This window comes from Segeticoccus rhizosphaerae (assembly GCF_005222685.1).
In the GTDB taxonomy this organism is placed as follows: domain Bacteria; phylum Actinomycetota; class Actinomycetes; order Actinomycetales; family Dermatophilaceae; genus Segeticoccus; species Segeticoccus rhizosphaerae.
The window spans coordinates 15,959-41,168 of the sequence record NZ_SWMA01000036.1 but is presented as its reverse complement, the minus strand read 5'-3'; the positions used below and the strand labels follow the sequence as shown (position 1 = coordinate 41,168).

The following is a 25,210-nucleotide window of genomic DNA, read 5'->3' as shown; positions in this document are numbered from 1 at the left end:
AGGACCTGTCCATGTACGGCTTCGAGGACTACACCCGGATCAAGCACGTCATGGCCAACATCGAGTCCTGACATGGTCATCGCACCCGCCGTGGGTTCGGCGCGCCGTCGTGGGGCACCTGCAATGCCGATGAAGTGGAGGCTGGTCCATGGGCACTCCTGATAGCGCCCCCTCGGCGCCACTCCTGCGGGGCCTCACCCGCCGCCGCTTCCTCGGCGGCGTCCTCGGGCTCGGGTCTGCGGCCGCGCTGTCGGCCTGCTCGACCCCGGGGCTGGAGAAGTACGGGCTCGACGCGCGCGCCGCAACCGACTTGTCCTCGGGCCAGAAGGTCGTCGACTGGTCCAACTGGCCCGAGTACGTCGACGTCAACGACAAGACGCAGCGGCACCCCAGCCTCGACCAGTTCAAGAAGGCGACGGGGATCACCGTCCGCTACACCGAGGACGTCACGGACAACGACGTCATCTTCGCCAAGCTCAAGCCGGCGCTGGCAGCCGGGCGTGACACCGGGCGCGACCTCGTGGTGGTCACCGACTGGATGATCGAGCGGATGATCCGCCTGACCTGGGCGCAGGAGATCGACCACGGCAACATCCCCAACCTCAAGAACCTCGAGCCCACGCTGCTGAACGTCTCGTTCGACAAGGGCCGCAAGTTCTCCATCCCCTGGCAGAGCGGCTTCACGGGAGTTGCCTACAACCCCAAGGCCACCGACGGGGTCAAGGTCACCAGCGTCGACCAGCTGCTGCACGACAAGCGGCTCAAGGGCAAGGTCACGCTGCTCACCGAGCTGCGCGACACGGTCGGCCTGACCATGCTGGCGATGGGCAAGGACCCCTCCGACTTCCAGGAGTCCGAGTTCTACGACGCGATCGACGTGCTGCGAGATGCGAAGGCCGCCGGGCAGATCCAGGGCTTCACCGGCAACGAGTACGGCCAGGGCCTCGCTGCAGGTGACATAGCCGCCTGTATGGCGTGGACCGGCGACGTCGTCCAGCTCCAGGCCGACAACCCGCACCTGGGCTACGTGCTGCCGAAGGCGGGGCACATGCTGTGGTCCGACAACTTCTTCATCCCCAACCAGGCGGCTCACAAGACCAACGCGGAGAAGCTCATCAACTGGTACTACCAGCCGAAGATCGCCGCCGAGGTCGAGGACTACGTCAACTACATCCCCACGGTCGTCGGCGTGCAGGACATCCTGGTCAAGGAGGACCCGGACGTCGCGAAGAACCCGCTGATCTTCCCGGACGCCAAGGTGCGATCCACGTCGCACGTCTTCCAGGGCGTCTCCGCCCAGCAGGACACCGAGTTCAACCGGGCCTTCCAGGCCCTGATCGGAGGCTGACATGCCAACGCCCACGTCCGAGGGCCAGGGCGACCTGTGCCTCACCAACGTCACCAAGCGGTTCGGTGACTTCACGGCCGTCGACGACCTGTCGCTCACCATCCCGCAGGGGTCGTTCTTCGCCCTGCTGGGCGCGTCGGGTTGCGGCAAGACCACGACGCTGCGGATGGTGGCCGGCCTCGAACGGCCCACCGCGGGCACGATCTCGATCGGGGAGGAGGACATCACCGAGGCCAAGCCGTATGCGCGGCCGGTCAACACGGTCTTCCAGAACTATGCCCTGTTCCCGCACATGACGGTCCTCGACAACGTCGCCTTCGGCCTCAAGCGGCGCAAGGTCGCCGACGCGACGAAGACGGCGAAGGAGGGGTTGGAGCTGGTTGAGCTCGGCCACCTGGCCGGTCGCAAGCCGGCCCAGCTCTCCGGCGGTCAGCAGCAGCGCGTGGCCCTGGCCAGGGCCCTGGTGAACCACCCGGCGGTGCTCCTGCTCGACGAGCCGCTGGGTGCGCTCGACCTCAAGCTGCGCCGCCAGATGCAGCTGGAGCTGAAGAAGATCCAGGAGGAGGTGGGTCTCACCTTCGTGCACGTCACGCACGACCAGGAGGAGGCCATGACGATGGCCGACACCATCGCGGTCATGAACGCCGGGGTCATCGAGCAGCTCGGCCACCCCACAGAGTTGTACGAACGTCCGGCATCGACCTTCGTGGCCAACTTCCTCGGCCAGTCCAACCTGCTCGCCGGCGAGATCTCGGATCGGGTCGGTGGCGACCTCGTGGTCCAGGTCGGTGGGCACAAGCTCGCCCTGCCCGGAGACCGGTCCACCCGTCAGGACGGCAAGGTGTGGCTCGGGGTCCGGCCGGAGAAGCTGCGGATCGGGCTGGCGGGCGGTGCGGACGGGGCGGGCCGCAACCACCTGGACGGTGTGGTCCTCGACGCGTCCTTCACCGGGGTCTCGACGCAGTACCTGGTCCGCCTGGCCTGGGGGCAGGCGATCACCGTGGTGGCCCAGAACGACGGCAGCGCGCTGCTGCGCGACGGCGACCAGGTGCAGGTCTCGTGGGTGCCGCAGCACGGGTTCGCGCTGGACGCCGCCCAGGACGCCTTCGCCGGAGCCCAGCGGGTCGGCGACGACGACACCCCCGTGCCGGCACTCGGCGGCGCCCGATGAGTGCCATCGGCTCCCTGGGTGGCGCCGGGGGCCGCACCAAGACCGCGCCGGACCGGCCGGAGAAGCGGCGGCTCACGCCATACTGGCTGCTGGTGCCTGGCATGGCGTGGCTGCTGATCTTCTTCGTCGTGCCGATGGTCTTCCTGGGTTCCCAGTCGTTGCAGACCGGCTCGTTCGAGGACGGCACGAAGCTGACGTGGAACTTCAGCATCTACTGGGAGACGCTGCGGGGTTACTGGCCGCACTACGCGCGGTCGATCGGCTTCGCGGCGCTGGCGACCATCGCGGCGCTGCTGATCGGCTACCCGCTCGCCTACATGATCGCGCACAAGTCCGGGCGCTGGAAGAACATCCTGCTCGTGCTGGTCATCGCCCCCTTCTTCACCAGCTTCCTGATCCGCACGCTGGCGTGGAAGACGATCCTGTCCAGCGGTGGGCCGGTCGTGTGGTTCTTCCAGCAGACCCACCTGACCGACCTGCTGCAGTGGCTGCACCTCACCGACAAGGACACGCTGCTCGCGACACCGTTTGCCGTGATCGCGGGGCTGACCTACAACTTCCTGCCGTTCATGGTGCTTCCGCTCTACGCCAGCCTCGACCGGCTCGACCACCGGCTGCTCGAGGCCGCCGGCGACCTCTACTCCCGGCCCTTCACCGCGTTCCGGCGAGTCACCCTGCCGCTGTCGATGCCGGGCGTCGTGGCCGGCACCCTGCTGACCTTCATCCCGGCGGCCGGCGACTACATCAACTCGGTGCTGCTGGGCAACACCCGCTCGACCATGATCGGCCAGGTCATCGACGGGCAGTTCCTGCGCGTGCTCGACTATCCGCAGGCGGCGACGATGTCGTTCATCCTGCTCATCATCATCCTCGCCATCGTCATGACCTACGTCCGGAGATCCGGCACCGAGGAGCTGGTCTGATGTCCGTCTCGACGCGTTCCCCCGCCGCCCCGACCCGGATGCGGACGACGGGCCGTTCGCAGCGTGGCCCCCTGGCCTGGCTGCGCCGCAACATCATCGTGGTGCTCGGCACGCTGGCGTTCATCTACCTGCTGCTGCCCAACCTCATCGTGGTGATCTTCTCGTTCAACAACCCCACGGGCCGGTTCAACTACTCGTGGTCGGCGTTCTCGCTCGACGCGTGGCTGCATCCCTGCGGGGCACCGGGGATGTGCTCGGCCCTGGGGCTCAGCCTCAAGATCGGGGTCACCGCCACGATCCTGGCCACCATCCTCGGGACGCTCGCGGCCTTCGCGCTGACCCGGCACCGGTTCCGGGGCCGCGCGTTGATCAACCTGCTGATCTTCATGCCGATGGCCACCCCCGAGGTCGTCATGGGCTCCAGCCTGCTGACCCTCTTCATCGGGCTGCGGTTCCCGCTCGGCGCGTGGACGATCATCATCGCGCACGTGATGTTCTGCGTGTCGTTTGTGATCGTCACCGTGAAGGCACGGGTAGCGGGCCTCGACCCCAACCTGGAGGAGGCGGCGGCCGACCTCTACTCCAACGAGCGGCAGACCTTCCTGCGGGTGACTCTGCCGCTGGTGGCGCCGGGCATCGCGGCCGGCGCGCTGCTTGCCTTCTCGCTGTCCTTCGACGACTACATCATCACCAACTTCAACGCCGGCTCCGACGTGACCTTCCCGATGTACATCTGGGGCGCGGCCCAGCGTGGAACTCCCGTGCAGATCAACGTGATCGGGACGATCATGTTCCTTGTCGCACTGATCGCCGTCGCGGTCGGGCAGGTTATCGGCGCACGCCGTCGCCGGTCGGCCGCGTGACGCGATGAGTGAGCTCGACGGTGCGTCGTCGACCCCGTTGTGGTTGGACGACCCGGCGCGGCCGGCAGCGCGTCCCCCGCTCATCGGGGACACGACCGCCGACCTCGCGGTGGTCGGTGGTGGCTTCACCGGTCTGTGGACCGCGCTGCTCGCCCTCGACGAGGAACCCCACCGTTCGGTGGTGCTGCTCGAGGCGGGACGGATCGGGGCAGCAGCGACCGGACGCAACGGTGGGTTCTGTGCCGCCAGCCTGACCCACGGCGTCGGCAACGGAATGGCCCGCTGGCCCGACGAGATGCCGTTGCTGCACCGACTCGGCCTGGAGAACCTCGACGCCATCGCGCAGGCGGTCGACGAGCTCGGGATCGACTGCGATTTCGAGCGGACGGGCGAACTCGACGTCGCCGTGGCCGACTGGCAGCTGCAGGGACTGCGTGAGGACGCGGAGGCCCTGCGCCGACTCGGCGAGCAACCCGAGCTCCTCGGGCCCGAGGAGACCCGTGCCCGGGTGAGCTCACCGACCTACCGCGGGGGCTTGTTCGACGGCAGGGGCGTCGCCATGGTGCACCCCGCCCGGCTGGCGTGGGGACTGGCGGCAGCCGTCGAAGAGCGGGGGGCGTCCCTGCACGAGGGCACCCGCGTGACCGGCGTGCGCGATGCCGGCGACCGGGTGGAGCTGGCGACGCCGCACGGGACGGTGCGCGCACGCCAGGCCGTCCTCGGCACCAATGTCTTCCCGTCGCCGGTGCGCCGCCACCGGGCCTTCGTCGTGCCCGTGTGGGATCACCTGATCGCCACGGAACCGCTGAGCGCGCAGCAGCGTTCGTCGCTGGGCTGGGAGGGCCGGGAGGGCGTCGGCGACGCCGGCAACCAGTTCCACTACTACCGGTTGACCGCCGACGACCGGCTGGTCTTCGGCGGCTACGACGCGCTCTACTACTTCCGCTCCGACCTGTCGCCGCGCCGGGAGCGCCGCCCCGAGACCGAACGGATGCTCTACAGGCACCTCGTCGAGACCTTCCCTGCGCTCGAGGGGGTGCGCATCGGACACACGTGGGGCGGGGCGATCGACACCTCAACCCGGTTCAGCGCCTCGTGGCACCGGGCCTGCGGCGGCAAAGTGGCCTCCGTGCTCGGCTACACCGGGCTGGGAGTCGGGGCGACGCGGTTCGGGGCCCAGGTCTCCCTGGACCTGCTGGCCGGCCGTGACAACGAACGGACCGGCCTCGCGATGGTGCGTCGCAAACCGGTGCCGTGGCCGCCGGAACCGGTGCGATGGGCCGGGATCCAGCTCACTCGTCGCAGCATCGCGCGCGCCGATGCACACGAGGGACGGCGCGACGTCTGGTTGCGTACCCTCGACCGCCTCGGCCTCGGCTTCGACTCCTGACTCCTCCCGGGTGGGGGGTCAGGCTTCGCGCCGGGGGCGGTGACCACCCAGTAGGGTCGATCGTGGTCAGAGAGCACCCCTTCCAATGAGAGCAGGGACGAGCCGATGAGTCGCTACGGGCAGCAGTTCGGGCCGGACTTCACCTTCCTGGGGGTTCCACGCTGCGACCTCGAGGACCCCGAGTCGTATGCCGATGCGGACGTCGTGATCGTCGGTGCACCGTTCGACGGGGGCACCTCACACCGCCCGGGGACGCGCTTCGGGCCGATGGCCATCCGGGGGACCGACTACCTGCCCCACGACGGCTCGCGACCGAGTCTGGCGCTGCGCACGGACGCGTTGCAGGACCTGCGCGTCGTCGATGCGGGCGACGTGGAGATGACCCCCGGCGACATCGAGGTGGCGCTGCCCGCCCTCGAGGCGGTGATCGAGCGGGTGACCCGGGCGGGCGCGATCCCGGTGGTGCTCGGGGGTGACCACTCCATCGCCTTCCCCGACGCCAAGGGCGTGGCCAACGTGCTGGGCCACGGCCGGATCTCGATGATCCACTTTGATGCCCACGCCGACACCGGCGACATCACGTTCGGCTCCCTGTGGGGGCACGGTCAGCCGATGCGTCGCCTGATCGAGTCCGGGGCGTTGCGCGGCGACCGTTTCCTGCAGATCGGACTGCGTGGCTACTGGCCCGAGCCGGAGACTCTGGGCTGGATGGCCGGGCAGCGGATGCGGTCCTACGAGATGACAGAGATCGGCCACCGGGGGCTCGAGGCGTGCCTCACCGAGGTGTTCGAGATCGCGACCGACGAGTGCGAGGGCGTCTTCCTGTCGGTCGACATCGACGTCTGCGACCCGGGCCACGCCCCCGGGACCGGCACGCCGGAGCCGGGCGGTTTCTCCGCCCGCCAGCTGCTCGACTCGGTCCGCCGGATCTGCCTGGAGCTGCCCGTGGTCGGTATGGACGTCGTGGAGGTGAGCCCTCCCTACGACCACGCCGACATCACGGCTGCGCTGGCCAACCGCGTGGTGCTCGAAGCACTCTCGGCGATCGCGCGCAGGCGTCAGGACGAGCGCGACGGCACCCGGTGGGACCCTGCACAGCCCCTGCTCGCGAACCGGCCGATCCCCGGGTCCTGAGTCGCTCGGCGGCAGCAACGACCAGCGGCGATGATGCAGGGAAGCGACCCTGCCGCGGAGGAGCTGCGGCAGTATCACTGCGGCCGGTGCTACTCGGTGGTGATGGCTCGCAGGACGTTGAGCTTGGCGGCCCGCCGGGCCGGCAGCACCGCGGCCAGGACGCCCACCACGGCGGCAAGCACGATGAAGACCACCAGTTGCAGCCCGGGAACGGCGAGTTCGGTGATGCCTTGATCGGCGACGGCTCGTTGCAGGACGACGCCGAAGACCAGCCCCATCACGACTCCGAGCACCGCGCCCAGGACGGCGATCGCGATCGACTCCAACCGCACCATGCGACGCAGCTGACGCCGGCTGAGGCCGACGGCCCGCAGCAGGCCAACTTCTCGCGTGCGCTCGATCACGCTCAGCGCCAACGTGTTGATGATGCCCAGCACGGCGATGATGATGGCCAGCCCGAGGAGGGCGTAGATCAGGTAGAGCAGCTGGTCGACGCCAGCACGCTGGGCGTCGGAGAACTCCTGCTGCGACTGGACCGTCACGGTCGGGACATCCTGCGTCAGGGCGTCGAGCCGGTTGCCGACAGCGGCGACGTCGGCTGGTGAGTCGGCGTTCACCGCGACGGAGCTGTCGAAACGTGGCAACCTGGCCCGCTCGACGGTGGAGAACGGGACCAGGGAGCTGCCCAACACGTTCGAGGAGGTGAACACGCCGACGACCTGTGCCTTCTGGGTGCCGGTCGGGAACGCCATGGAGATGGTGTCGCCGACCCCGGCGTGCAACTTCTTCGCGGCATCCCCCGAGAGGGCGATCTGCCCGTCCCGCACGTCCATCGTTCCGCTGCGGGCCGGCACATCGAAGATCGACCGGAGCTCACCGGGGTCCGAGGCGGTGAGATTGAGCGACTGACCATCGACCTTGGCCGACAGCCACTGCAGCTGCGCCACCTTGGCGACGCCGTCGGTGTCACGCACCTGCTCGGCGATCTTGGTCGAGAACGGCTGGCCGATCGCGTTGGACACCAGGTAGTCGGCGGTGAACTCCTTCTTGACGCTGACGTCGATGGACTTGTTGACCGACGCACCGAGCACGGACATCGTGGTGACGAGCGCCATCCCGATCATGAGTGCGGAGGCCGTGGCGGCCGTGCGCCGGGGGTTGCGCAGGGAGTTCTCGGTGGCGAGACTGCCGACGGTCCCGTAGGCACGCCGGTAGACCACGCCCAGAGCGCGCAGCACGGGCCTGCCCAGCACCGGGCTCATCAGCGCGACGCTGATCAGTATGGCGAAGACGCCCACTCCCACGAGCGCGGCGCCGCTGCCCCCGCTGCCGGCGAGGCCGCCTGCCATCAGGCCGATCCCGATGACGCCGAGCACACCGGCGACCACCAACCGACGGCGGATCGACGACTCGGGCAGGGCGATGTCGTCACGCATCGCCGCGACGGGGGCGATGCTGGCCGCGCGGCGCGCAGGCAGGTAGGCGGCGAACATCGTGACGAGCAGGCCGACCAGGTAGGAGACGACGACCGTGCGCGCCGAGAACACCAGCGCTGTCGCGGACAGGTCGAGCCCGAAGGTCGCGAACACGGCCTTGAGAGCTGCGGCCAGCCCGAATCCACCCAGCAGGCCGAGGGTCGAGCCGATGAAACCGACGACCAGGGCCTCCAGGAGCACAGACCGGGTGACCTGCCGACGGGCAGCACCGAGTGCGCGTAGGAGGGCCAGCTCGCGGCTGCGCTGTGCCACGAGGATCGAGAAGGTGTTGATGATCAGGAAGGTGCCCACGACGAGGGCGATCGCGGCAAAGACGAGCAGGAAGATGTTCAGGAAGTTCAGCACCGTGGCGATCTGGTCCTGGGTCTCCTTTGCGACCACGTCACCGGTCACGGCCTCCAGTCCGGACGGCAGCTTCTCTGAGGCTTCGTGGGCCAGCTGCTGCTGGCTCACTCCGTCCTGGGCGGTCAACGCCACGGATGAATAGACGTCGCGGCCACCGAAGAAGAGCTGCTGGGCGGTGTGGGTGTCGAAGAGCACGAGGGACGCCCCGGCGAGACCTCCGCCTCCGAACTGGCCGATGCCGACGAGCTTCGCCGTGACGTGCGGTCGGTCGCCGGAGCTGATCATCTGCACCGTGTCCCCGAGCGCGTATCCCGCCTTGTCGACGGTGGTGGGGTCGAGCGCCACCTGGTGCGCGCCGTGTGGTGCGTGCCCCTGTGAGATGAGCACCGATGGCTTTCCGGTGATCGAGGGTGCGTCGTTGTAGTTGAAGCTCAGCGTGGGGGCGCCGGTGCCCCCCACCACCTTGCCGTTGGTGCCGATGACGAAGAGGCTCTGGCTGCTGACCGTGCCGTCCACACGGGCCGCACCGGGCACCGACTCGAGGGACTGCAACGTCCGGGCAGGGATGGCCCGGGTGTCGATCAGTGCACTGTCACCGCTCCAGTTGTCCTGCCCCGCGGGACGGACGGTGACGTCGGAGGTCCCTCCCTTGATGATGTCGTCGAAACTCTTGGACATCGTGTCGGTGAAGACCAGCGAGCCGGCGACGAACGCGACGCCGATGACGATGGCGAAACCACTGAGGACCAGACGGATTTTGCGCGCAAAGAGGTTGCGCCACGTGACTTTGAGCACGGTTCAGGACTCCGGCTCGCCCGCGAGCGCCGCGTCCTGGAACTCGACGGGGCCCTGTCGGTTGTGCCGCAGCTGGATCTGGGACATGCGTTCCAGCACCGAGTCGGCGGTCGGTGCGTGGAGCTCGTCCACCAGCCTGCCGTCGGCGAGGAACACGACGCGGTCGGTGTATGACGCCGCGACCGGGTCGTGCGTCACCATCACGATCGTCTGCCCGAAGTCACGCACGCTACGTTGCAGGAAGCCGAGCACCTCGGCACCCGAGGTGGAGTCGAGGTTGCCCGTGGGCTCGTCCGCGAAGACGATCGAGGGCCGGCTCATCAGGGCCCGGGCGCAGGCGACCCGCTGCTGCTGTCCACCCGACATCTCACTCGGCCGGTGGCCCAACCGGTCGCGCAGGCCGACCGCCTCGATCACGGTGTCGAACCACTCTGCTTCCGGCTGGCGTCCGGCGATCGACAGCGGCAGCAGGATGTTCTCCTGCGCGCTGAGCGTCGGCACCAGGTTGAACGACTGGAAGACGAAACCGATGTCGTCACGGCGCAGCTCGGTCAGCTTCTTGTCAGAGAGACCCGCGATGTTCGTGTCGCCGATGTGGATCTCCCCGGAGCTGACCGTGTCGAGCGCGGCCAGGCAGTGCATCAGGGTGGACTTGCCGGAGCCGGACGGGCCCATCACGGCAGTGAACTCGCCGGAGCCGATCTCCAGCGAGACGCCGTCGAGTGCTCGAACCTCCGCGTCGCCCTTTCCGTAGACCTTCGTGAGGGCGGTCGCGCGTGCTGCGATCGTGGTCATGCGTGTTCTCCCGAGTCAGTTGGCTTGTCGGCAAGCGTAGGCGAGGGCGCCTGCTGGGCACACACGTTTTTGTCCCGATTCGGCCATGACGGATGTCAGGGATTGACGGGCCGGGTGGACCCCCGTGCACCGGTGATCGGCGGTTCGGCGATCGGCGTGAACCGGACTTCGCCCGCGTTCGTGTCCACGGTGTCGAAGGAGGTGGATCCGTTGCGGAGTCAAAGGATCTGGCAGGTGATGGTGGGCGGCGCGCTCGTGCTCGGCGCAGCGGCGTGTGGCACGAACGGCGCAGGTGCGACAGGGGCGGCGAACACCTCGATGGGAAGCCCCGCGGCGAACGCACCCACCGCGTCGACGGTGTCGGTCAAGGGAGGCGTGCTGGTCGACGACCAGGGGCTCACGCTCTACGAGGCAAACCGTGAGTCGGCCGGCGCACTGCGGTGCACCGGCTCCTGCCTCAAGGTCTGGATGCCGCTGGTGGTGACCGGCCGGCCGAAGGCCGGGGCGGGCGTGACCGGCACCCTCGGCACGGTCGACCGACCGGACGGCCGACACCAGGTGACCTACGACGGCATACCCGTCTACTCCTTCGCGTTCGACAAGGGCGCGGGGCAGGTGGCCGGTGACGGGGCGAAGGACAGCTTCGGCGGCAGGCGGTTCACCTGGCACGCCGTGCGGCCGGCCGGCGCGTCGAGCCCGGCCACCGGAAGCGGTGCGGGCGGATACAACTACTGAACCGAGCAAACGAAGGCTCGTAAGGCGTGGCGCGCGGTGCCGGGAAGCGGAGTCAGTGGGTTGCGGTCACCACGGCGACCACGTAAAGAGCAAGGACGAGCAGACCGATCACGGTGCGCAAGGCTGTGGCGTGGCGAGCGCCGGTCTCGACCCGGGTGGCGAGCGCGCCCTCGCCGACGAGGGCCTGCCGACGCAGCTTCGTCATGGCCCGGGCCTGCCGCACCCCCAGGCCTGTCGCCACGATCACCGCTGCGACGAGGATCACCAACGCGGTCGCGAGACCGTCCCAGGTCCTGGCGCCGAGCAGCACGCCGCCGGTGATCAGGGCCACGACCATGGCGACGATGGCGATCGGCAGGAAGGTGCGGCCCACCTGGCGGAAGAGCGCAACCCGTGGCGCCTCCTCCAGGGAAGCGCGGGAGGCCCGGCTGACCACCATGAGCATGACGAAGCCGCCGATCCAGACGGACGCGGCGAGGACGAGGAGGCCGACCAACACGGCCTGTAGTGCTGCGGACATGGGGCGGGCTTCTCCTGGTTGCACGGTGTGGCGACTCTGCCGCCCAATTTATCACCTTTCAGGCCGTGAATATTGCGCTGGGCGGCGTAGGACGATCGCCTGTGGACAACCCCAGCGGGGAGACGCGTGATCGGCCTAGGTTGGCCGCGTCGAAAGGGGATCACCGTGAGCAGGTGGGCGGTCGACCCGGCCGAAGTTCGTGCCGGTGGGAACGGCGTGCAGGCAGTGGGCAGCCATGTCGCACGGGTGGCCGCAGAAGTGGCCAGGGCGCTGACGTCCGTGGCGGGGGCGGGGGGCGACGCGGCCGTCGCGCAGTCCGCGACGGCCGCGTCCCGGCGCTGGGGCCATGATCTGGACGGGCTCGGCGCGGGCACGTCCGGGCTCGGCGTCGCGGCGGTCGCTGCTGCCCGCGGATACCGGTTCGCCGAGGCAGAGGTCGCCGGAGTTCTCGGAAGAGGGCGGGAGTGACCGCGGTCGCCGGCGATCCCCAGGCGTTGCGGGTCTCGGCCCGCACGCTCTCCGACCGCTCTGCGCACCTGCATGAGGCGGCCCGGACCGTTCGGCGTCACGCGCGGAGGACGGACTCTGCCTGGCAGGGCACCGCGTCGGTGCGCTTCGTGGCGGCGTCGGGACGGGCGGTGCGCGCACTCGGCGCAGCCGGGGACGGACTGTCCGAGATCGCCGCTGCCACGCAGCGGTATGCCTCCGAACTGGACTCGGCGCAGCGCCGAGCCGGCGAGCTCGCTCGCCGACGGGACGCGGCAGAACAGGACTTGCGGGTCGCCCGGTGCGTGCCCGAGGGAAGGGGTTCAGGCACCGGCCGGCGCGATCCCGATCCGGTCGCGGTGGCGGCGGCTCTGGTGCGCGCCCTCACCAGTGCGGGGGAGGACGTGGTGCACGAGCAGGTCGCGGCGGCGCGGCGATTCCGCTCTGTCCTCGACAGGTCCCGCCTCGTTCCGGACATCCTGTCGTGGGTGGACGACGCCACGGCTCCGGCGCGGGCCATCGGCAAGGCGGTCAAGGTCATCCGGCAGGTTGACACCTACGCCTCCTTCCTGCGGCACCTGGCCGGGGCTCGACAGGCGCTGGAGGTCCGCGACCTGTGGCGTCAGGTCCGGCACCTGAGGGGTGCTGGGGAGCAGCTGAGGAAGATCACCCACGGTCCGTTCTCGCACCTCGCGGGCCCGGCCCGTCGGTTGTCCCGGGCCGCCAGGCTGCTGGCCAAGCTGACGCCTGCCCTGACCTTCTACCGCGGAGTGAGCGACGCGGCCACCGGGGCCGGCTACACGGGCTGGCGCGGCACCACGACGCGCGTGCTGGGTGGGCTGGCGGCTGGAGCGGCGATCGTCGGAGTGACGCCGATCGTCGCCTACCCACCGGTGGGACTCACGGTCGGAGGCATCCTGCTCGCCCACAACGCGTGGAAGGCCGGCAACTGGGCCCATGACCACAGGGCGCAGCTCCGTTCCGCCGCGGTGAAGACGTACCGGGCCGCGAGGCGGGTGGGTGAGCAGATCGTCCGAACGCAGGTGGCCGCGTTCCGACGAGGGGTGTCGCTGGCCAGGTCGTTCGCGCACCTGCACCAGGAGGTGTGGAAGGCGGGCGTGCGCAAGAGCGGAGTCCTGCTCCAGGGGGTCGCCACCATCAGCCCCGATGCACTCGGGGCCCTGCGTCGAGCTGGGGAGTCCGGCGCTCGTTGGCGGCAGGAGCTGAGCGGCGTCCCGAAGACCTTGGGACCCGTGGCGGTCCGTCCAGGGCCGGTGGACCGGTTGACGGAGTTCTGGAAGGACCGGGAGACGTGTCCGGGCGCGCGCTTCTGGCCGAGCTGGGCCCCATCGCCATTGCTCAAACCTGTCTATCCGCTGGTCTGCCGGGCCTCCTTCGGAGCCGGCGGATGACCGACGCCGAGGAGAGCCCGCACACCGGTGCCGACGGCAGCGGTGCAGCGCGCGGCGGTGAGGCCGGTTCCGCTGCGCCCGAGACGCTGATCGAGCTGACCGACGAGGAGACGGCCGTGCTCTTCGGCAACCTCGAGGGCCTCGTGGCCAGCCCCTACCTCGACCAGGTGCCCGACGACGAGCGAACGACGGTCCTGCACACGGCATACCGGTCCCTGCTCGCTCGGGGGGTGATCGTGGCAGCGCCACCGACGCGCGAGCCGCGGGAGGACGGCCGGCCGGAGGTGGAGATGGCCGCAGGACTGGCCTTTTTGGCCGACATCCGCGACGGCGCTCCGGTGCTGCTGTGTCTGCAGCGCACCGTCGACGACGAGTGTGTGCTGCGGTATGCCCACGTGGTCGACCGGTTCGTCCTCGTCGAGGACGTCCTCGAGGGTGGGCTGCACCGATTCGGCTGGCTGGAGCGGGATCGGCTGCGGGCCTGTCTCCAGGAGTTCCTCGTGCCGGACGGCGCGGTCGCCGGCTCGGGCGAACCGGTCGCGCTGACCTCGGGCTGGGCGGGTGAGCAGGGACCGGGGCCGGACGACGAACCACCCGCGGTGCCGGCCGTCCTCGAGCAGGCGTCCGTCAACATCGACGCCACGGTCCGTCACCTGCTCGATGAGGGGCCGGGCGAGCTCCTGGGCTTCTTCCTCGGCCATGCGGGCAGTTGGCTCAGCCGCAACCAGTTCGGTGCGGGCGGGGCGGTCATTCTCGAGCCGGTGGAGCCCACGCAGGTGGGCCGGCTGGTCGAGGCACTGGTGGTCGAGGCGGAGGGCCTCGTCAACCGGGCGCTCGCCGTCGAGGAGGCGATGACGCCGGGCTAGACCAGGGCCTCACGCGGTGCCGACGGGAACGCTCGACGGCACCGGCACCACCATCGGGGTGCGGGTGAGCGGATCCGGCACCACCACGGAACGCAACCCGAAGACGTCGGCCAGCAGGTCGGGGGTGAGCACCTCCTCGGGCTCACCCTCGGCCACGACGGCCCCGCCCTTCATCAGGACGAGGTGGTCGGCGAACCGGGCCGCCTGGCCCAGGTCGTGCAGCACCGCGACCACCGTCCGGCCGTCTCGCTGCAGCCGGGCGAACAGCTCGAGCAGGTCGAACTGGTGGGCGATGTCGAGGAACGTCGTGGGTTCGTCGAGCAGCAGCGTCCGGGTCTGCTGTGCCAGCACCATCGCGAGCCAGACGCGCTGGCGCTGGCCCCCCGACAGCTCCGCGACCGGTCGCTCCAACAGGTCGCCGACCCCGGTCAGCTCGACGGCCTCGTCGATCGCTGCCCGGTCGCCCGGGCTCCACTGGCGCCACAGCGAGTGGTAGGGATAACGTCCCCGCGCGACCAGGTCGCGGACCCGGATGGCGTCCGGCACCACCGGGTTCTGCGGCAGCAGTGCCACCCGGCGGGCGACCTCCCTGCTCCCTCGGGCGCCGATGGGCCGGTCGTCCAGCAGCACCTGCCCGGAGGACGGCCTCAGGGTCCGCGCGAGAGCCTTGAGCAGCGTCGACTTGCCGCAGCCATTGGGTCCGATGATGGCGGTGAAGCGGTCGTCGGGGATCTGCAGCGACAGCTCGTGACACACGACGCGGTCGTCGTAGCAGAGCGTGAGGTCGCGCGCCTCCAGACCACTGTTCACAACGTTCCCTTCTTCCACTCCCGCACGAGCAGGAAACCGAGGTAGAGACCGCCGACTCCGGCGGTCAGGATGCCGACCGGGAGGTCCCGGACCACCGGCGCCTGCTGTCCCGCCAGGTCGGCGACCACGAGGATGAGCGATCCGGTGAGGGCGGTGCTGAACACCGCGGCACCCGGGGCGCGCGTGATCCGTTTGGCGACCTGGGGCGCGGTGAGCGAGACGAAGGAGATCGGACCGGCCACCGCGACGGCTGCCGCCGCCAGGGCGATCGCCACGACGAGTGACCAGAACCGGGTGCGGTGGGCCTCGCCGCCGAGGGCGTCGGCGAGCTCGTCTCCCATCTCGATCAGCCGCAGGCGCTGGCCCATCAGCGCTGCTGCGGGAAGCAGCAGGAGCAGGGCCGCCCCGACCAGCGCCGCGTGCTGCCACGAACGGGCCGACAGGCTTCCCGCCAGGTAGCCGGCCAGGGCGGCGGACTGGTCGCGCATCCCGACGAGCACGACGTACTGGATCAGGGCCAGCGCCATGGCGGCCACGCCGATCCCGGCGATGATCACGTGGCTCGGTGAGGAGAACCCGCGACCGGTCGAGAGGTGGACCAGCATCGCCGCGGACACGGCCCCGGCCACGGCTCCGACCGGCACCGGGACCGCGCCGGACCAGAACAGGCTCGCCGCGGTGGCCCCCGCACCCGCCCCCGCCGTGAGGCCGATGACATCCGGACTGGCCAGCGGGTTGCGGGTCACGGTCTGGAAGAGCGATCCCGAGACGGCCAACGCCGCCCCGGCGGTGACCGCCACGACCAGTCGTGGTCCCCGCAGCCGCTCCAGGACGAACGCCTCGGCGCCGTCCGCCCCACCGGTCAGGGCCCGGGGGAGGTGGTCCAGCGGCACGCCCAGGTCGCCGAGGGAGAGGGTGGCGACCGCGAGGACCGTCACCACGGCGGTGACGGACCAGGCATAGGTCATCCCCCGCCTCGTGACCGGCACGGCTACCGCGTTGCCCAGGCGGAGCAGACGTGGCGCGGTGGCCGACATCAGGTGGCCATCCGCATCCGCCGGACCACGACCAGCAGCACCGGTGCTCCGATGAAGGCCGTGACGACGCCGACCATCAGCTCCTGCGGCCGGATGACGACCCGGCCGACGACGTCCGCGGCCAGCAGCAGGGCCGGACCGAGCAGCAGACTGAGCGGCAGCTGCCAGCGGTGGTCGCTGCCCGCGACCGAGCGCACGATGTGCGGCACGGCCAGGCCGACGAAGGCGATCGGCCCCACCGCGGCGGTCGAGGCGGCGCAGAGCAGCGTGGCGGCGACGACTCCCGCGAGGCGGGTGCGCGAGGGGTGGGCGCCGAGGGCCGTGGCGGTGGCGTCACCCAGGGCGAGCACATTGAGCGGCCCGGCGAGCACTGCCGCCACCACCAGCCCGGCAACCACGAACGGCAGGACCTGCAGCGACGTGTCGGCGTTGGCGCCGGCGAGCGAGCCGACCACCCAGAACCGGTAGTTGTCGAAGACCGCCGGGAGGCTCAGGGTGACCGCCTGGACGTAGGCGCTCAGCACCGCAGTCAGGACCGCTCCCGCGAGGACGAGCCGCACCGGGGCCGCGCCGTGGCGGCCGGACCCGACGACGTGGACGAGCAGCATGGCGAGGAAGGCACCGGCCAGGGCCACCCACACCGTGCTCGCGCCCCCGCCGACGCCGAGGAAGGCGGACGCGGTGACCACGCTCGCGGCGGCACCGACGTTGACCCCGAGCAGCCCGGGATCGCCGAGCGGGTTGCGGGTGATGCCCTGCATGATCACGCCCGACACCGCCAGGCAGGCCCCGGCCAGGATGCCGATGGCCGTGCGCGGGACGCGGCTGTCGACGACGCTGCGCAGGTAGGGATCGCCTTGTCCCCGCAGGGCATCGAGGACGTCGGGCAGCGAGACCGCCTTGCTGCCGAGGGCCAGGCTCGCCAGGACCGCCAGTCCGAGCAGCCCGAGGCACGCCGCCAGCGGCAACGCCCCCGGGCTGGGCGAGCGTTGCCGTGTCTGCCGTCCTGCGGACCCGGTGCGGGCCCGCAGGAGCAGGTCACCGCTCAACGGTGCGCAGCGCCTTGCTGATCATGGGGACGTAGCGCTCGATCGACCAGGGGACGGTCAACGGGTTGATCATCGAGGAGGCTGTGACGAACGGCCGGTCGTTGCTCGTGACCAGGCTGCCGCGCTTGATGGCAGGGATGCCCGCATAGAGCGGCTGGGACTCGATCTGCTTGCGGGACTTGACGTCCATGTAGAACGTGAACAGAAGGTCCGCGTTCTTCAGCTTGTCGGCGTTCTCCAGGCCGAGCACGGAGGAGTCGGTGCCCTCCGACTCGGGCAGGGTGTTCACGACCGGGTCGACCTGCAGACCCATCTTGCGCAGCATCGCCACCCGCTGCTCATCGGGCAGGAAGACGCCGAGCGTGCCGGGGCCGGTGTTGTAGATGTAGGCGAAGGTGTGCTTCGCGAACTCGGGGTGTGCTGCGCGGACCTGCGAGAAACGCTCGTTGATCTTGGCGATCTGCTGCGTCGCCCCCTGCTCCTTGCCCAGTGCCGTGCCGATGGTCCGGATCTGCTGGTCCCAGTTGGTGCTCCACGCCTTGTCGGGGTAGGCGACCGTCGGTGCGATGTCGCCCAGCAGGTCGAACTGCTCCTGGGTGATGCCGGACCAGGGCGCCAGGATGACGTCCGGGTGCAGCCTCAGGACAGCCTCGATGTCCAGCTCGGTGCCGCCGGTGAACTGCTCGGGCAGCTTGCCTCCCGCCTTGGTCACCGCCTCGTGCACCCACGGCAGGTAGCCGGACTTGTCGCTGCCCCAGGGGTACTTCTCGATCCCGACCGGGATGACGCCGAGCGCGATCGCGGTCTCGGTCGACCCCTGGCCCAATGTCACGACCCGCTCCGGCCGTTCAGGGATCTCCGCGGTCCCGAGCGCGCTCTTGATCCTCACGGGGAAGGGTCCGGCGTCGGCGTTGCCCGTGGTGGCGGTCGGTTTCGCGCCATCGGCGGGGGCGGCCGCATCGCGGGCGTCCTTCACCGAGCCGCAGGCGGTGAGGGCGACCAGCGCCAGTGCGAGGCCCGTGATCGCGACGCTGGAGCGCCGACCGCCCTCTCGGATGAACAGGGACATGGGTTTCCTTTCGGGGGAGCACTACCGGCCGGCGGCGCGGTGTGTCGGGAATGGCGTGTATCGGGTGCTGCGGTTCAGACCTCGGCGCGACCAAGGCGCCAATAGCCCATGAAGGCGACGTTGCGGCGGTCCCAGCCGCGGTCTCGGACGAGGTGGCGGCGCAGGCTGCGGATCACCGTGGCTTCCCCGGCGAGCCAGGCGAATGCTGCTCCTTCGGGCTCCTCCACCGGCGTCTCCCACAGCGGCTCCCCGTCGACGTCGACCGGCTCCGGGTCCGCCACGCCAGGGTGCGCCGGCCCGACCGTGAGCTCGGACCTCAGCACCTGCGCGAGCCGGGCACCGTGCGGCGAGGCGGCGGCGTCCACGCCAGCTACGCGGGGGAGCCACCTGACCTCGATGCCGTCCGGCGCCTCGAGCGGGAGCACGTCCTCGGCTGTCGGGACCTCGAGGAAGGCCTGACCGCGGGTGTCGGCCGGCAGGGACTCGAGGATGGAGCCGATCGCGGGCACTGCCGTCTCATCGCCCGCCAGCAGGACCTCCGTCGCGGCTCCCGGCCGCCACTCGACCCCGACGAGTGCCGAGTCGCCGCGCCGGTCCGGACCGATGAGGACGCACCGGTGGCCCACCTCGACCCGAGCGGCCCAGGCCGAGGCGGGGCCGCCGTCGCCGTGCCGGACGAAGTCGACGTCGACCTCGCGACGACCGGGACGCACCGCACGCACGGTGTAGGTGCGGAAGGGGTTCTGCCGCTCGCGGGGCAGGGCACGCCACGCGGCATACCAGTCCTCGCCCCGGGGCAGGTCGGCGAACGGATCGGTGCCGCCAGCATCACGCAGCGGCAGCACCACCTTGATCCGCTGGTCGAGGCACGTGTCGCCGAACCGCTCGAGGTCGTGGCCGGTGAACGTCACCCGGACGAAGTGCGGGCTGAGGACGGCCACGGCGGCGACCGTGGCATCGAAGTCGCGGTAGGCCGGCACCGTGGCGGTGGCGAGTTTCGACGGCACGTGGCTCCCTGTGAGGTCGAGGTGTCGGGAAGTAAGGGGAGGCTACCCTTATCTTGATCGCCGGGACAACCGGGTCCGGCGACCGTGCTCCGGTCTCCGGCGCGCCGTGATCGACAATGGAGCCGTGGACACCCAGCGCAGCGTCGTCATCCTCGGCTCGACCGGCTCGATCGGCACCCAGGCGATCGACGTGATCACCCGCAACCCGGACCGGTTCCGGGTCACCGCGCTGAGCGCCGGCGGCGCCCACCTGGACCTGCTCGCCGAGCAGGCGGTGGCGCTCGCCGTGGAGGCCGTCGCAGTGGCGTCCGGCGACGCCGAGCAGCTGCGCACCGCGATCCGGCAGGCGGCGACGCACGCCGGCGACCCGGCATACGAGCCGGAGCTGCTGGTCGGTCCGGACGCGAGCACCCAGGTGGCCGGCTCCGGCGCCGACGTCGTCCTCAACGGCATCACCGGCTCGATCGGCCTGCGACCCACCCTGGCCGCGCTGGAGGCCGGCAGCACCCTGGCACTGGCCAACAAGGAGTCGCTCATCGTCGGCGGACCGCTGGTCAAGGCGGCGGCCAAACCGGGTCAGATCGTGCCGGTCGACAGCGAACACAGCGCAATTGCGCAGTGCCTGCGGGGCGGCACCGAGCAGGAGGTGCGCCGGCTGGTCGTCACCGCGAGCGGCGGCCCGTTCCGCGGTCGCACGCGGGCGGAGCTGGCCGAGGTGACGCCTCAGCAGGCGCTCGCGCACCCGACCTGGGACATGGGCCTGATGGTCACGACCAACTCGGCGACCCTGGTCAACAAGGGACTCGAGGTGATCGAGGCGCACCTGCTGTTCGACCTGCCGTTCGAGCGGATCGAGGTGGTGGTCCACCCCCAGTCGATCGTCCACTCGATGGTCGAGTTCGTGGACGGCGCCACGTTGGTCCAGGCGTCTCCACCCGACATGCGGCTGCCCATCGCCCTCGGCCTGGCCTGGCCCGAGCGGCTGCCCGACGCGGCCGCCGGTTGCGACTGGACCTCCGCGGCCACCTGGGAGTTCTACCCGCTCGACACCGAGGCCTTCCCGTCGGTGGCGCTGGCGCGTCAGGTCGGCGCGGCGGGCGCCACCTTCCCGGCGGTCTTCAACGCGGCCAACGAGGTCTGCGTCCTGGCCTTCCACGACGGGCGGATCCGGTTCACCGACATCGTCGACACGGTCGCGAGGGTCGTCCAAGGGGCCGGAGAGGGCAGCTGCCCCGGCGTGAACCATTCGGACACGTTGGACGTTGAGACGGTGCTGGCGGCCGACGCGTGGGCCCGCGAGCGGGCTCGGCAGGCGCTGGGCCTGGAGCCACGAAGCGCCGCGCCGGGCGCAGGACGGGGGACGCGTTCGTGCTGATGTACCTGCTCGGCGTGCTCGTCGTCGCGATCGGCGTCGGCCTGTCCATCGCCCTGCACGAGCTCGGGCACCTGCTGCCGGCCAAGCTGTTCGGCGTCAAGGTCAAGCAGTACATGGTCGGATTCGGCCCGACCCTGTGGTCCCGCCGGATCGGTGAGACCGAGTGCGGCATCAAGGCGATCCCCCTTGGCGGGTACGTCCGGATGATCGGCATGTTCCCACCCAAGCCGGGCGAAGACGAGCGGCAGCTGCGCGCCTCCTCCACCGGACGGTTCAGCCAGCTGGCCGACCAGGCACGGGCCGAGGCGATGGAGGAGATCGAGCCCGGCGACGAGGACCGCGTCTTCTACAAGCTGCCGGTGTGGAAGAAGGTCATCGTCATGGCGAGCGGCACCGTGACCAACCTGGTCATCGCCGCGGTCCTGCTCGCCGGCATCTTCACGCTCTACGGTCTGCCGACCGGCACTCCCACGCTGAGTGCCATCTCCCCCTGCGCACCGCACGACATGACCACGGTGGCGCAGGACAAGACCTGCGGACCGGCGCTCGAGTCACCGGCGAAGAAGGCCGGTCTGCAGCCGGGCGACACCGTCGTGCGGATCAACGGCAACCCCGTGTCGACGTGGAGCGAGACCACCAAGGCGATCAAGTCCAGCGGCGGCACCCCGTTGCACCTGGTGGTCGAGCGCGATGGCACGCGGCGGCCGGTGACCGTGACGCCCGTGGTCCGCGACATGCCCACCTACACCGCCGACGGCAAGCCGATCGTCGACGCGCAGGGCAACCCGGTCACGGCATCGGTCGGCTTCCTCGGCGCCACGGGATCGGTCGAGAACGTCCCCGGCCCGGTGTCGGAGGCACCCGGCTTCGTCTGGGACGGGCTGTCCCAGACCGCCAGCGTCTTCGTGCACATCCCGCAGAAGATGGTCGGCGTCGCCCAGGCGGCATTCTCCTCCGACCAGCGTGATCCCAATGGCCCGATCTCCGTGGTGGGCGTCGGCCGGATCGCGGGCGAGGTCACCGAGGGCGGTGCGGGCGGCGCCCTGGACACCATCGGTGCCAAGTTCGCCTTCCTGGTCAGCCTCGTCGCCTCGCTCAACCTCGCCCTGTTCGTCTTCAACCTGATCCCGCTGCTGCCCCTCGACGGGGGCCACGTCGCGGGCGCGATCTGGGAGGCCATCAAGCGCGGGTGGGCGCGGCTGCGGCGCAAGCCCGATCCCGGTTACGTCGACGTCGCCAAGGCGCTTCCGGTCGCCTACGCCATGTCGACGGTGCTCATCGTCATGTCAGCGCTGCTGATCTATGCCGACCTGGTCAACCCTGTCCGGGTGGCCGGGTGACCGTGCTGCGTTCGTGCCGAGCCGGATCGTGCGAGATACTGGCTGCATGAGTGTTTCTCTCGGTATGCCGTCCGCGCCCCCGCCCGTCCTGGCGCCCCGTCGCCGGTCGCGCAAGATCCGGGTCGGCAAGGTCGAGGTCGGGGGGGACGCACCGATCTCCGTGCAGTCGATGTGCACGACACCGACGACCGACATCAACTCCACGCTGCAGCAGATCGCCGAGCTGACCGCCGCCGGATGCGACATCGTGCGGGTGGCCGTGCCGAGCGCCGACGACGCGGAGGCCCTTCAGGCGATCGCGCACAAGTCGCAGATCCCGGTGATCGCGGACATCCACTTCCAGCCCAAGTACGTCTACGCGGCCATCGACGCCGGCTGCGCCGCGGTGCGGGTCAACCCCGGCAACATCCGCAAGTTCGACGACCAGGTCAAGCAGATCGCCCAGGCGGCGGGGGACGCCGGGGTCTCGCTGCGCATCGGGGTCAACGCCGGATCGCTCGACAAGCGGCTGCTGGAGAAGTACGGCAAGCCGACGGCCGAGGCCCTGGTCGAGTCCGCGGTCTGGGAGGCCAGCCTCTTCGAGGAGCACGACTTCCACGACTTCAAGATCTCGGTCAAGCACAACGACCCGGTGGTCATGGTGCGGGCCTATGAGCTGCTGGCCGAGCGCGGTGACTGGCCCCTGCACCTGGGCGTCACCGAGGCCGGCCCCGCCTTCCAGGGCACGATCAAGTCGGCGACCGCCTTCGGCGCGCTGCTGTCGAGGGGCATCGGCGACACGATCCGGGTGTCCCTGTCCGCGCCCCCCGTGGAGGAGGTCAAGGTCGGCACGCAGATCCTGCAGTCCCTCGGTCTGCGGCCCCGCAAGCTCGAGATCGTCTCCTGCCCCTCCTGCGGGCGTGCGCAGGTCGACGTCTACACGCTCGCCGACGAGGTGACGGCCGGCCTCGAGGGTCTCGAGGTGCCGCTGCGGGTCGCCGTCATGGGCTGCGTCGTCAACGGTCCGGGGGAGGCCCGGGAGGCCGACCTCGGCGTCGCCTCCGGCAACGGCAAGGGGCAGATCTTCGTCAAGGGCGAGGTCATCAAGACCGTCCCCGAGTCGCAGATCGTGGAGACCCTCATCGAGGAGGCGATGCGGATCGCCGAGGAGATGGGCGAGTCCGGTGACGAGGCGGAGGGGGCCGGCGCCGCGAGCCCCACGGTGACCGTCGGCTGACCGCCGCCCGACCACGAGAGGCAGCGACCCGGCATACGTGCGACCGGTGGCTCAGCCGACCGTGATCAACACGACCGCTGCGGCGGAGGCCACCAATCCGAGGATCTGCACGCGGCGCCACCGCTCGTCGAGCACGGCACGCGCCAGCAGCACCGTGATGGCCGGGTAGAGCGAGGTCAGCACGGCGACGACGGCGAGCTGGCCGGCGCCGGTCGCTGTGAGGAAGATCAGGTTGGCGCAGCCGCCGAGCCCGCCCGCCAGAAGCCCGAATCGGGCGGCCGGACGCCACGGCACCGGCCGCGGAGCCCAGCTCAGGCCCACCGGGAGGATCACCGCCATGGCCACCAGCTGCCCCGGCACGAGCGGCCAGGCCCCCGAGCCGGTCCCGGCCTGGCCGAGGGCCGCGAACAGCGAGCCGAACCCGAGCCCCGCCACCAAGCCGTAGCCGATGCCGTTGCTGCGTCCGGCGTCCTGCGCCTCACCGTGCCAGGAGACCAGCACGATGGCCGGAAGCGCTGCCGCCATGCCGACGAGCGCCAGGGTCGAGGGCCGGTCCCCGCTGGCGATCCCGACCAGCGCCGGGAGCAGGGCGGCGATCACCGCGGACAGCGGTGAGACGACTCCCATCCGGGCCTCCGCCAGGCCCCGGTAGAGCGCCACCGTGCCGATGCCTGCTCCGAGGCCACTGACCGCGCCCCAGGCCAGCGCCGAGGGGTCCGGCCCACCGTGCCGTAGCAGGAGCACGGCCACCAGCGCCGATAGCAGGCTCATCAACTGGGACCAGATGGCGAGGGCACCGACGCTGGAGCGGCGACCGCCCAGGCCGCCAATGAAGTCGGACGTGCCGTAGGCGATCGCCGCCAGCAGCCCGAGCGCGACTCCCATCCGGGGAGGGTATGCCACCGCCCCGCATGTGCCCGTGGGCGACCCGGCTCCCGGGCTGTCGCAGGCTCGCCCGCCGACTGAGGCACGGTGGCGGCAACGATCGACACACGAGAATGTCCGAGGCGTCGACACAGCAGGCCTCGGCAAGGCAGGCTGGGGCCATGCTGCGCACCCACAGCCCGGTCCGTGCGCTCACGGTGGCCGACCGCGACGAGGCCCTGGCGGTGTGTGCGACCGATCCGGCGGCCAACGTCTTCGTGTCGGCACGGATCCTCGAGGGGGCTCTCGGGAGCCATCAGGGCGAGCTGCTGGGCTTCGCTGACGGTGGCGGACTGCGCTCGTTGTGCTGGGTGTCGGCCAACGTGGTGCCGGTCGCGGTCGACGAGGAGTCGTTGTCGGCGTTCACCGGTCGGCTGCGCCGGCGCCGACGCGAGTGCTCCTCGCTGTTCGGTCCGGCTGAGGCGGTGCTGCCGTTGTGGCAGCGGCTCTCCCGCTACTGGGGGCGTGCCATCGCGGTCCGTGACGACCAGCCGATGCTGTCCATCGACCGCCACCCCCGTGACCTGGGGGTGCCGTTGGACCGCCTCGTCCGGCGCGCCCGGGCCGAGGAGGTCGACGCCGTCGTCCCTGCCGCGGCCGCGATGTTCACCGAGGAGATCGGCTACCCGCCCTACTCCGGCTCGGACGCGCCCTACCGTGCAGGCGTCTCGTCCCTGATCGCCCGTGGGCACACCTTCGTGCGCACCGAGGATGGGCGGGTCATCTTCAAGGCGGACGTCGGCTCGGTCGGCCAGGGTGTCGCGCAGATCCAGGGCGTCTGGGTGGCGCCCAGCCACCGGGGCCGCGGCCTCGCGGTCCCCGCGATGGCAGCGGTCGTGCAGCAGGTGCAGGACGAGATCGCGCGCGAGGTCACGCTCTACGTCAACAACTACAACGCTGCCGCGCGTGCCACCTACCGACGGGTGGGGTTCGTGCACAAGGGCCGGTTCGCGACCGTCCTGTTGTGACCTGACACCGACCCGAGCGGGACGCCGGTGTGTCGTCCGCTTGGATCGACGGTATGCCGTCGCTCCCCACAGATCTGAAGGTGCTGCTCACCCTCCTCGCCGGGTCCGGTGCCCTCCACCTCCTTCGTCCACCGAC

General features: G+C 70.5%; 23 protein-coding genes. 14 read left to right on the top strand and 9 right to left on the bottom strand.

Annotated elements, in window-relative coordinates; translation table 11 throughout:
• Positions 1–148 precede the first annotated feature (148 nt).
• From FCN22_RS18010 to speB, 6 genes are all read left to right on the top strand, one after another.
• Positions 149–1,348: a polyamine ABC transporter substrate-binding protein gene (locus FCN22_RS18010; protein ID WP_137122944.1), complete on the top strand. Its 1,200-nt coding sequence runs from the start codon at positions 149–151 to the stop codon at positions 1,346–1,348.
• 1 nt (position 1,349) lies between these two features.
• Positions 1,350–2,519 carry an ABC transporter ATP-binding protein gene (locus tag FCN22_RS18005; RefSeq protein WP_137122943.1) on the top strand — a complete coding sequence of 390 codons (1,170 nt, stop codon included), beginning with the start codon at positions 1,350–1,352 and terminating at the stop codon, positions 2,517–2,519.
• Positions 2,516–3,442 carry an ABC transporter permease gene (locus FCN22_RS18000; protein WP_137122942.1) on the top strand — a complete coding sequence of 309 codons (927 nt, stop codon included), beginning with the start codon at positions 2,516–2,518 and terminating at the stop codon, positions 3,440–3,442. Before FCN22_RS18005 ends, FCN22_RS18000 begins: the two co-directional genes overlap by 4 nt.
• Positions 3,442–4,305, top strand: coding sequence for an ABC transporter permease (locus FCN22_RS17995; RefSeq protein WP_238384822.1), 864 nt, complete (start codon positions 3,442–3,444; stop codon positions 4,303–4,305). The genes FCN22_RS18000 and FCN22_RS17995 overlap by 1 nt, the downstream gene beginning before the upstream one ends.
• Before the next feature lie 4 nt (positions 4,306–4,309).
• Positions 4,310–5,695: an NAD(P)/FAD-dependent oxidoreductase gene (locus FCN22_RS17990; RefSeq protein WP_137122941.1), complete on the top strand. Its 1,386-nt coding sequence runs from the start codon at positions 4,310–4,312 to the stop codon at positions 5,693–5,695.
• 105 nt (positions 5,696–5,800) lie between these two features.
• Positions 5,801–6,829 carry an agmatinase gene (gene speB / locus FCN22_RS17985; protein WP_137122940.1) on the top strand — a complete coding sequence of 343 codons (1,029 nt, stop codon included), beginning with the start codon at positions 5,801–5,803 and terminating at the stop codon, positions 6,827–6,829.
• A gap of 89 nt (positions 6,830–6,918) precedes the next feature.
• Here the strand turns inward: speB and FCN22_RS17980 are convergent, their stop codons facing one another.
• Both FCN22_RS17980 and FCN22_RS17975 read right to left on the bottom strand, forming a co-directional pair.
• On the bottom strand, positions 6,919–9,465 hold the full coding sequence (locus FCN22_RS17980; RefSeq protein WP_137122939.1) for an ABC transporter permease: 2,547 nt from the start codon (positions 9,463–9,465) through the stop codon (positions 6,919–6,921).
• A gap of 3 nt (positions 9,466–9,468) precedes the next feature.
• The gene (locus FCN22_RS17975) at positions 9,469–10,260 is read right to left on the bottom strand and encodes an ABC transporter ATP-binding protein (RefSeq protein WP_137122938.1); all 792 of its coding nucleotides are present in this window, start codon (positions 10,258–10,260) and stop codon (positions 9,469–9,471) included.
• A gap of 210 nt (positions 10,261–10,470) precedes the next feature.
• Between FCN22_RS17975 and FCN22_RS17970 the strand changes: the two genes are divergently transcribed.
• A complete protein-coding gene (locus FCN22_RS17970; protein ID WP_238384821.1) occupies positions 10,471–10,995 on the top strand; it encodes a COG4315 family predicted lipoprotein in 525 nt (174 codons plus the stop codon).
• 52 nt (positions 10,996–11,047) lie between these two features.
• Here FCN22_RS17970 and FCN22_RS17965 read toward each other — a convergent pair whose 3' ends face one another.
• Positions 11,048–11,515: a hypothetical protein gene (locus FCN22_RS17965; RefSeq protein WP_137122937.1), complete on the bottom strand. Its 468-nt coding sequence runs from the start codon at positions 11,513–11,515 to the stop codon at positions 11,048–11,050.
• Between the two features lie 165 nt (positions 11,516–11,680).
• Here FCN22_RS17965 and FCN22_RS17960 point away from each other — a divergent pair, with 165 nt between their 5' ends.
• From FCN22_RS17960 to FCN22_RS17950, 3 genes are read left to right on the top strand one after another with little or no spacing between them, the layout of a single operon-like run.
• The gene (locus FCN22_RS17960; protein WP_137122936.1) at positions 11,681–11,983 is read left to right on the top strand and encodes a hypothetical protein; all 303 of its coding nucleotides are present in this window, start codon (positions 11,681–11,683) and stop codon (positions 11,981–11,983) included.
• Positions 11,980–13,413, top strand: a complete 1,434-nt coding sequence (locus tag FCN22_RS17955) for a WXG100 family type VII secretion target (RefSeq protein WP_137122935.1) — start codon at positions 11,980–11,982, stop codon at positions 13,411–13,413. The genes FCN22_RS17960 and FCN22_RS17955 overlap by 4 nt, the downstream gene beginning before the upstream one ends.
• A complete protein-coding gene (locus tag FCN22_RS17950) occupies positions 13,410–14,279 on the top strand; it encodes a hypothetical protein (RefSeq protein ID WP_137122934.1) in 870 nt (289 codons plus the stop codon). The genes FCN22_RS17955 and FCN22_RS17950 overlap by 4 nt, the downstream gene beginning before the upstream one ends.
• Before the next feature lie 9 nt (positions 14,280–14,288).
• On the opposite strand, the gene FCN22_RS17945 is transcribed toward FCN22_RS17950, so the two are convergent.
• From FCN22_RS17945 to FCN22_RS17925, 5 genes are all read right to left on the bottom strand, one after another.
• A complete protein-coding gene (locus FCN22_RS17945) occupies positions 14,289–15,089 on the bottom strand; it encodes an ABC transporter ATP-binding protein (RefSeq protein WP_137122933.1) in 801 nt (266 codons plus the stop codon).
• Positions 15,086–16,126 carry a FecCD family ABC transporter permease gene (locus FCN22_RS17940; RefSeq protein WP_137122932.1) on the bottom strand — a complete coding sequence of 347 codons (1,041 nt, stop codon included), beginning with the start codon at positions 16,124–16,126 and terminating at the stop codon, positions 15,086–15,088. Before FCN22_RS17940 ends, FCN22_RS17945 begins: the two co-directional genes overlap by 4 nt.
• Entirely contained in the window at positions 16,126–17,175 is a 1,050-nt protein-coding gene (locus FCN22_RS17935) for a FecCD family ABC transporter permease (RefSeq protein WP_238384820.1), read from the bottom strand. Before FCN22_RS17935 ends, FCN22_RS17940 begins: the two co-directional genes overlap by 1 nt.
• Entirely contained in the window at positions 17,165–18,244 is a 1,080-nt protein-coding gene (locus tag FCN22_RS17930; RefSeq protein ID WP_137122931.1) for an iron-siderophore ABC transporter substrate-binding protein, read from the bottom strand. Before FCN22_RS17930 ends, FCN22_RS17935 begins: the two co-directional genes overlap by 11 nt.
• 74 nt (positions 18,245–18,318) lie before the next feature.
• Complete coding sequence (locus FCN22_RS17925; protein ID WP_202911661.1) at positions 18,319–19,251, bottom strand: siderophore-interacting protein; 933 nt, start codon at positions 19,249–19,251, stop codon at positions 18,319–18,321.
• A gap of 124 nt (positions 19,252–19,375) precedes the next feature.
• Here FCN22_RS17925 and dxr point away from each other — a divergent pair, with 124 nt between their 5' ends.
• The 3 genes from dxr to ispG are packed head-to-tail and all read left to right on the top strand — an operon-like array spanning position 19,376 to position 23,182.
• Complete coding sequence (gene dxr / locus FCN22_RS17920) at positions 19,376–20,626, top strand: 1-deoxy-D-xylulose-5-phosphate reductoisomerase (protein WP_137122930.1); 1,251 nt, start codon at positions 19,376–19,378, stop codon at positions 20,624–20,626.
• The gene (locus tag FCN22_RS17915; RefSeq protein WP_137122948.1) at positions 20,626–21,966 is read left to right on the top strand and encodes a M50 family metallopeptidase; all 1,341 of its coding nucleotides are present in this window, start codon (positions 20,626–20,628) and stop codon (positions 21,964–21,966) included. Before dxr ends, FCN22_RS17915 begins: the two co-directional genes overlap by 1 nt.
• Before the next feature lie 46 nt (positions 21,967–22,012).
• On the top strand, positions 22,013–23,182 hold the full coding sequence (ispG, locus tag FCN22_RS17910) for a flavodoxin-dependent (E)-4-hydroxy-3-methylbut-2-enyl-diphosphate synthase (RefSeq protein ID WP_137122929.1): 1,170 nt from the start codon (positions 22,013–22,015) through the stop codon (positions 23,180–23,182).
• 51 nt (positions 23,183–23,233) lie between these two features.
• Here the strand turns inward: ispG and FCN22_RS17905 are convergent, their stop codons facing one another.
• Positions 23,234–24,067, bottom strand: coding sequence for an EamA family transporter (locus FCN22_RS17905; protein WP_137122928.1), 834 nt, complete (start codon positions 24,065–24,067; stop codon positions 23,234–23,236).
• Between the two features lie 161 nt (positions 24,068–24,228).
• Here FCN22_RS17905 and FCN22_RS17900 point away from each other — a divergent pair, with 161 nt between their 5' ends.
• The gene (locus FCN22_RS17900; RefSeq protein WP_137122927.1) at positions 24,229–25,074 is read left to right on the top strand and encodes a GNAT family N-acetyltransferase; all 846 of its coding nucleotides are present in this window, start codon (positions 24,229–24,231) and stop codon (positions 25,072–25,074) included.
• Positions 25,075–25,210: the final 136 nt, after the last annotated feature.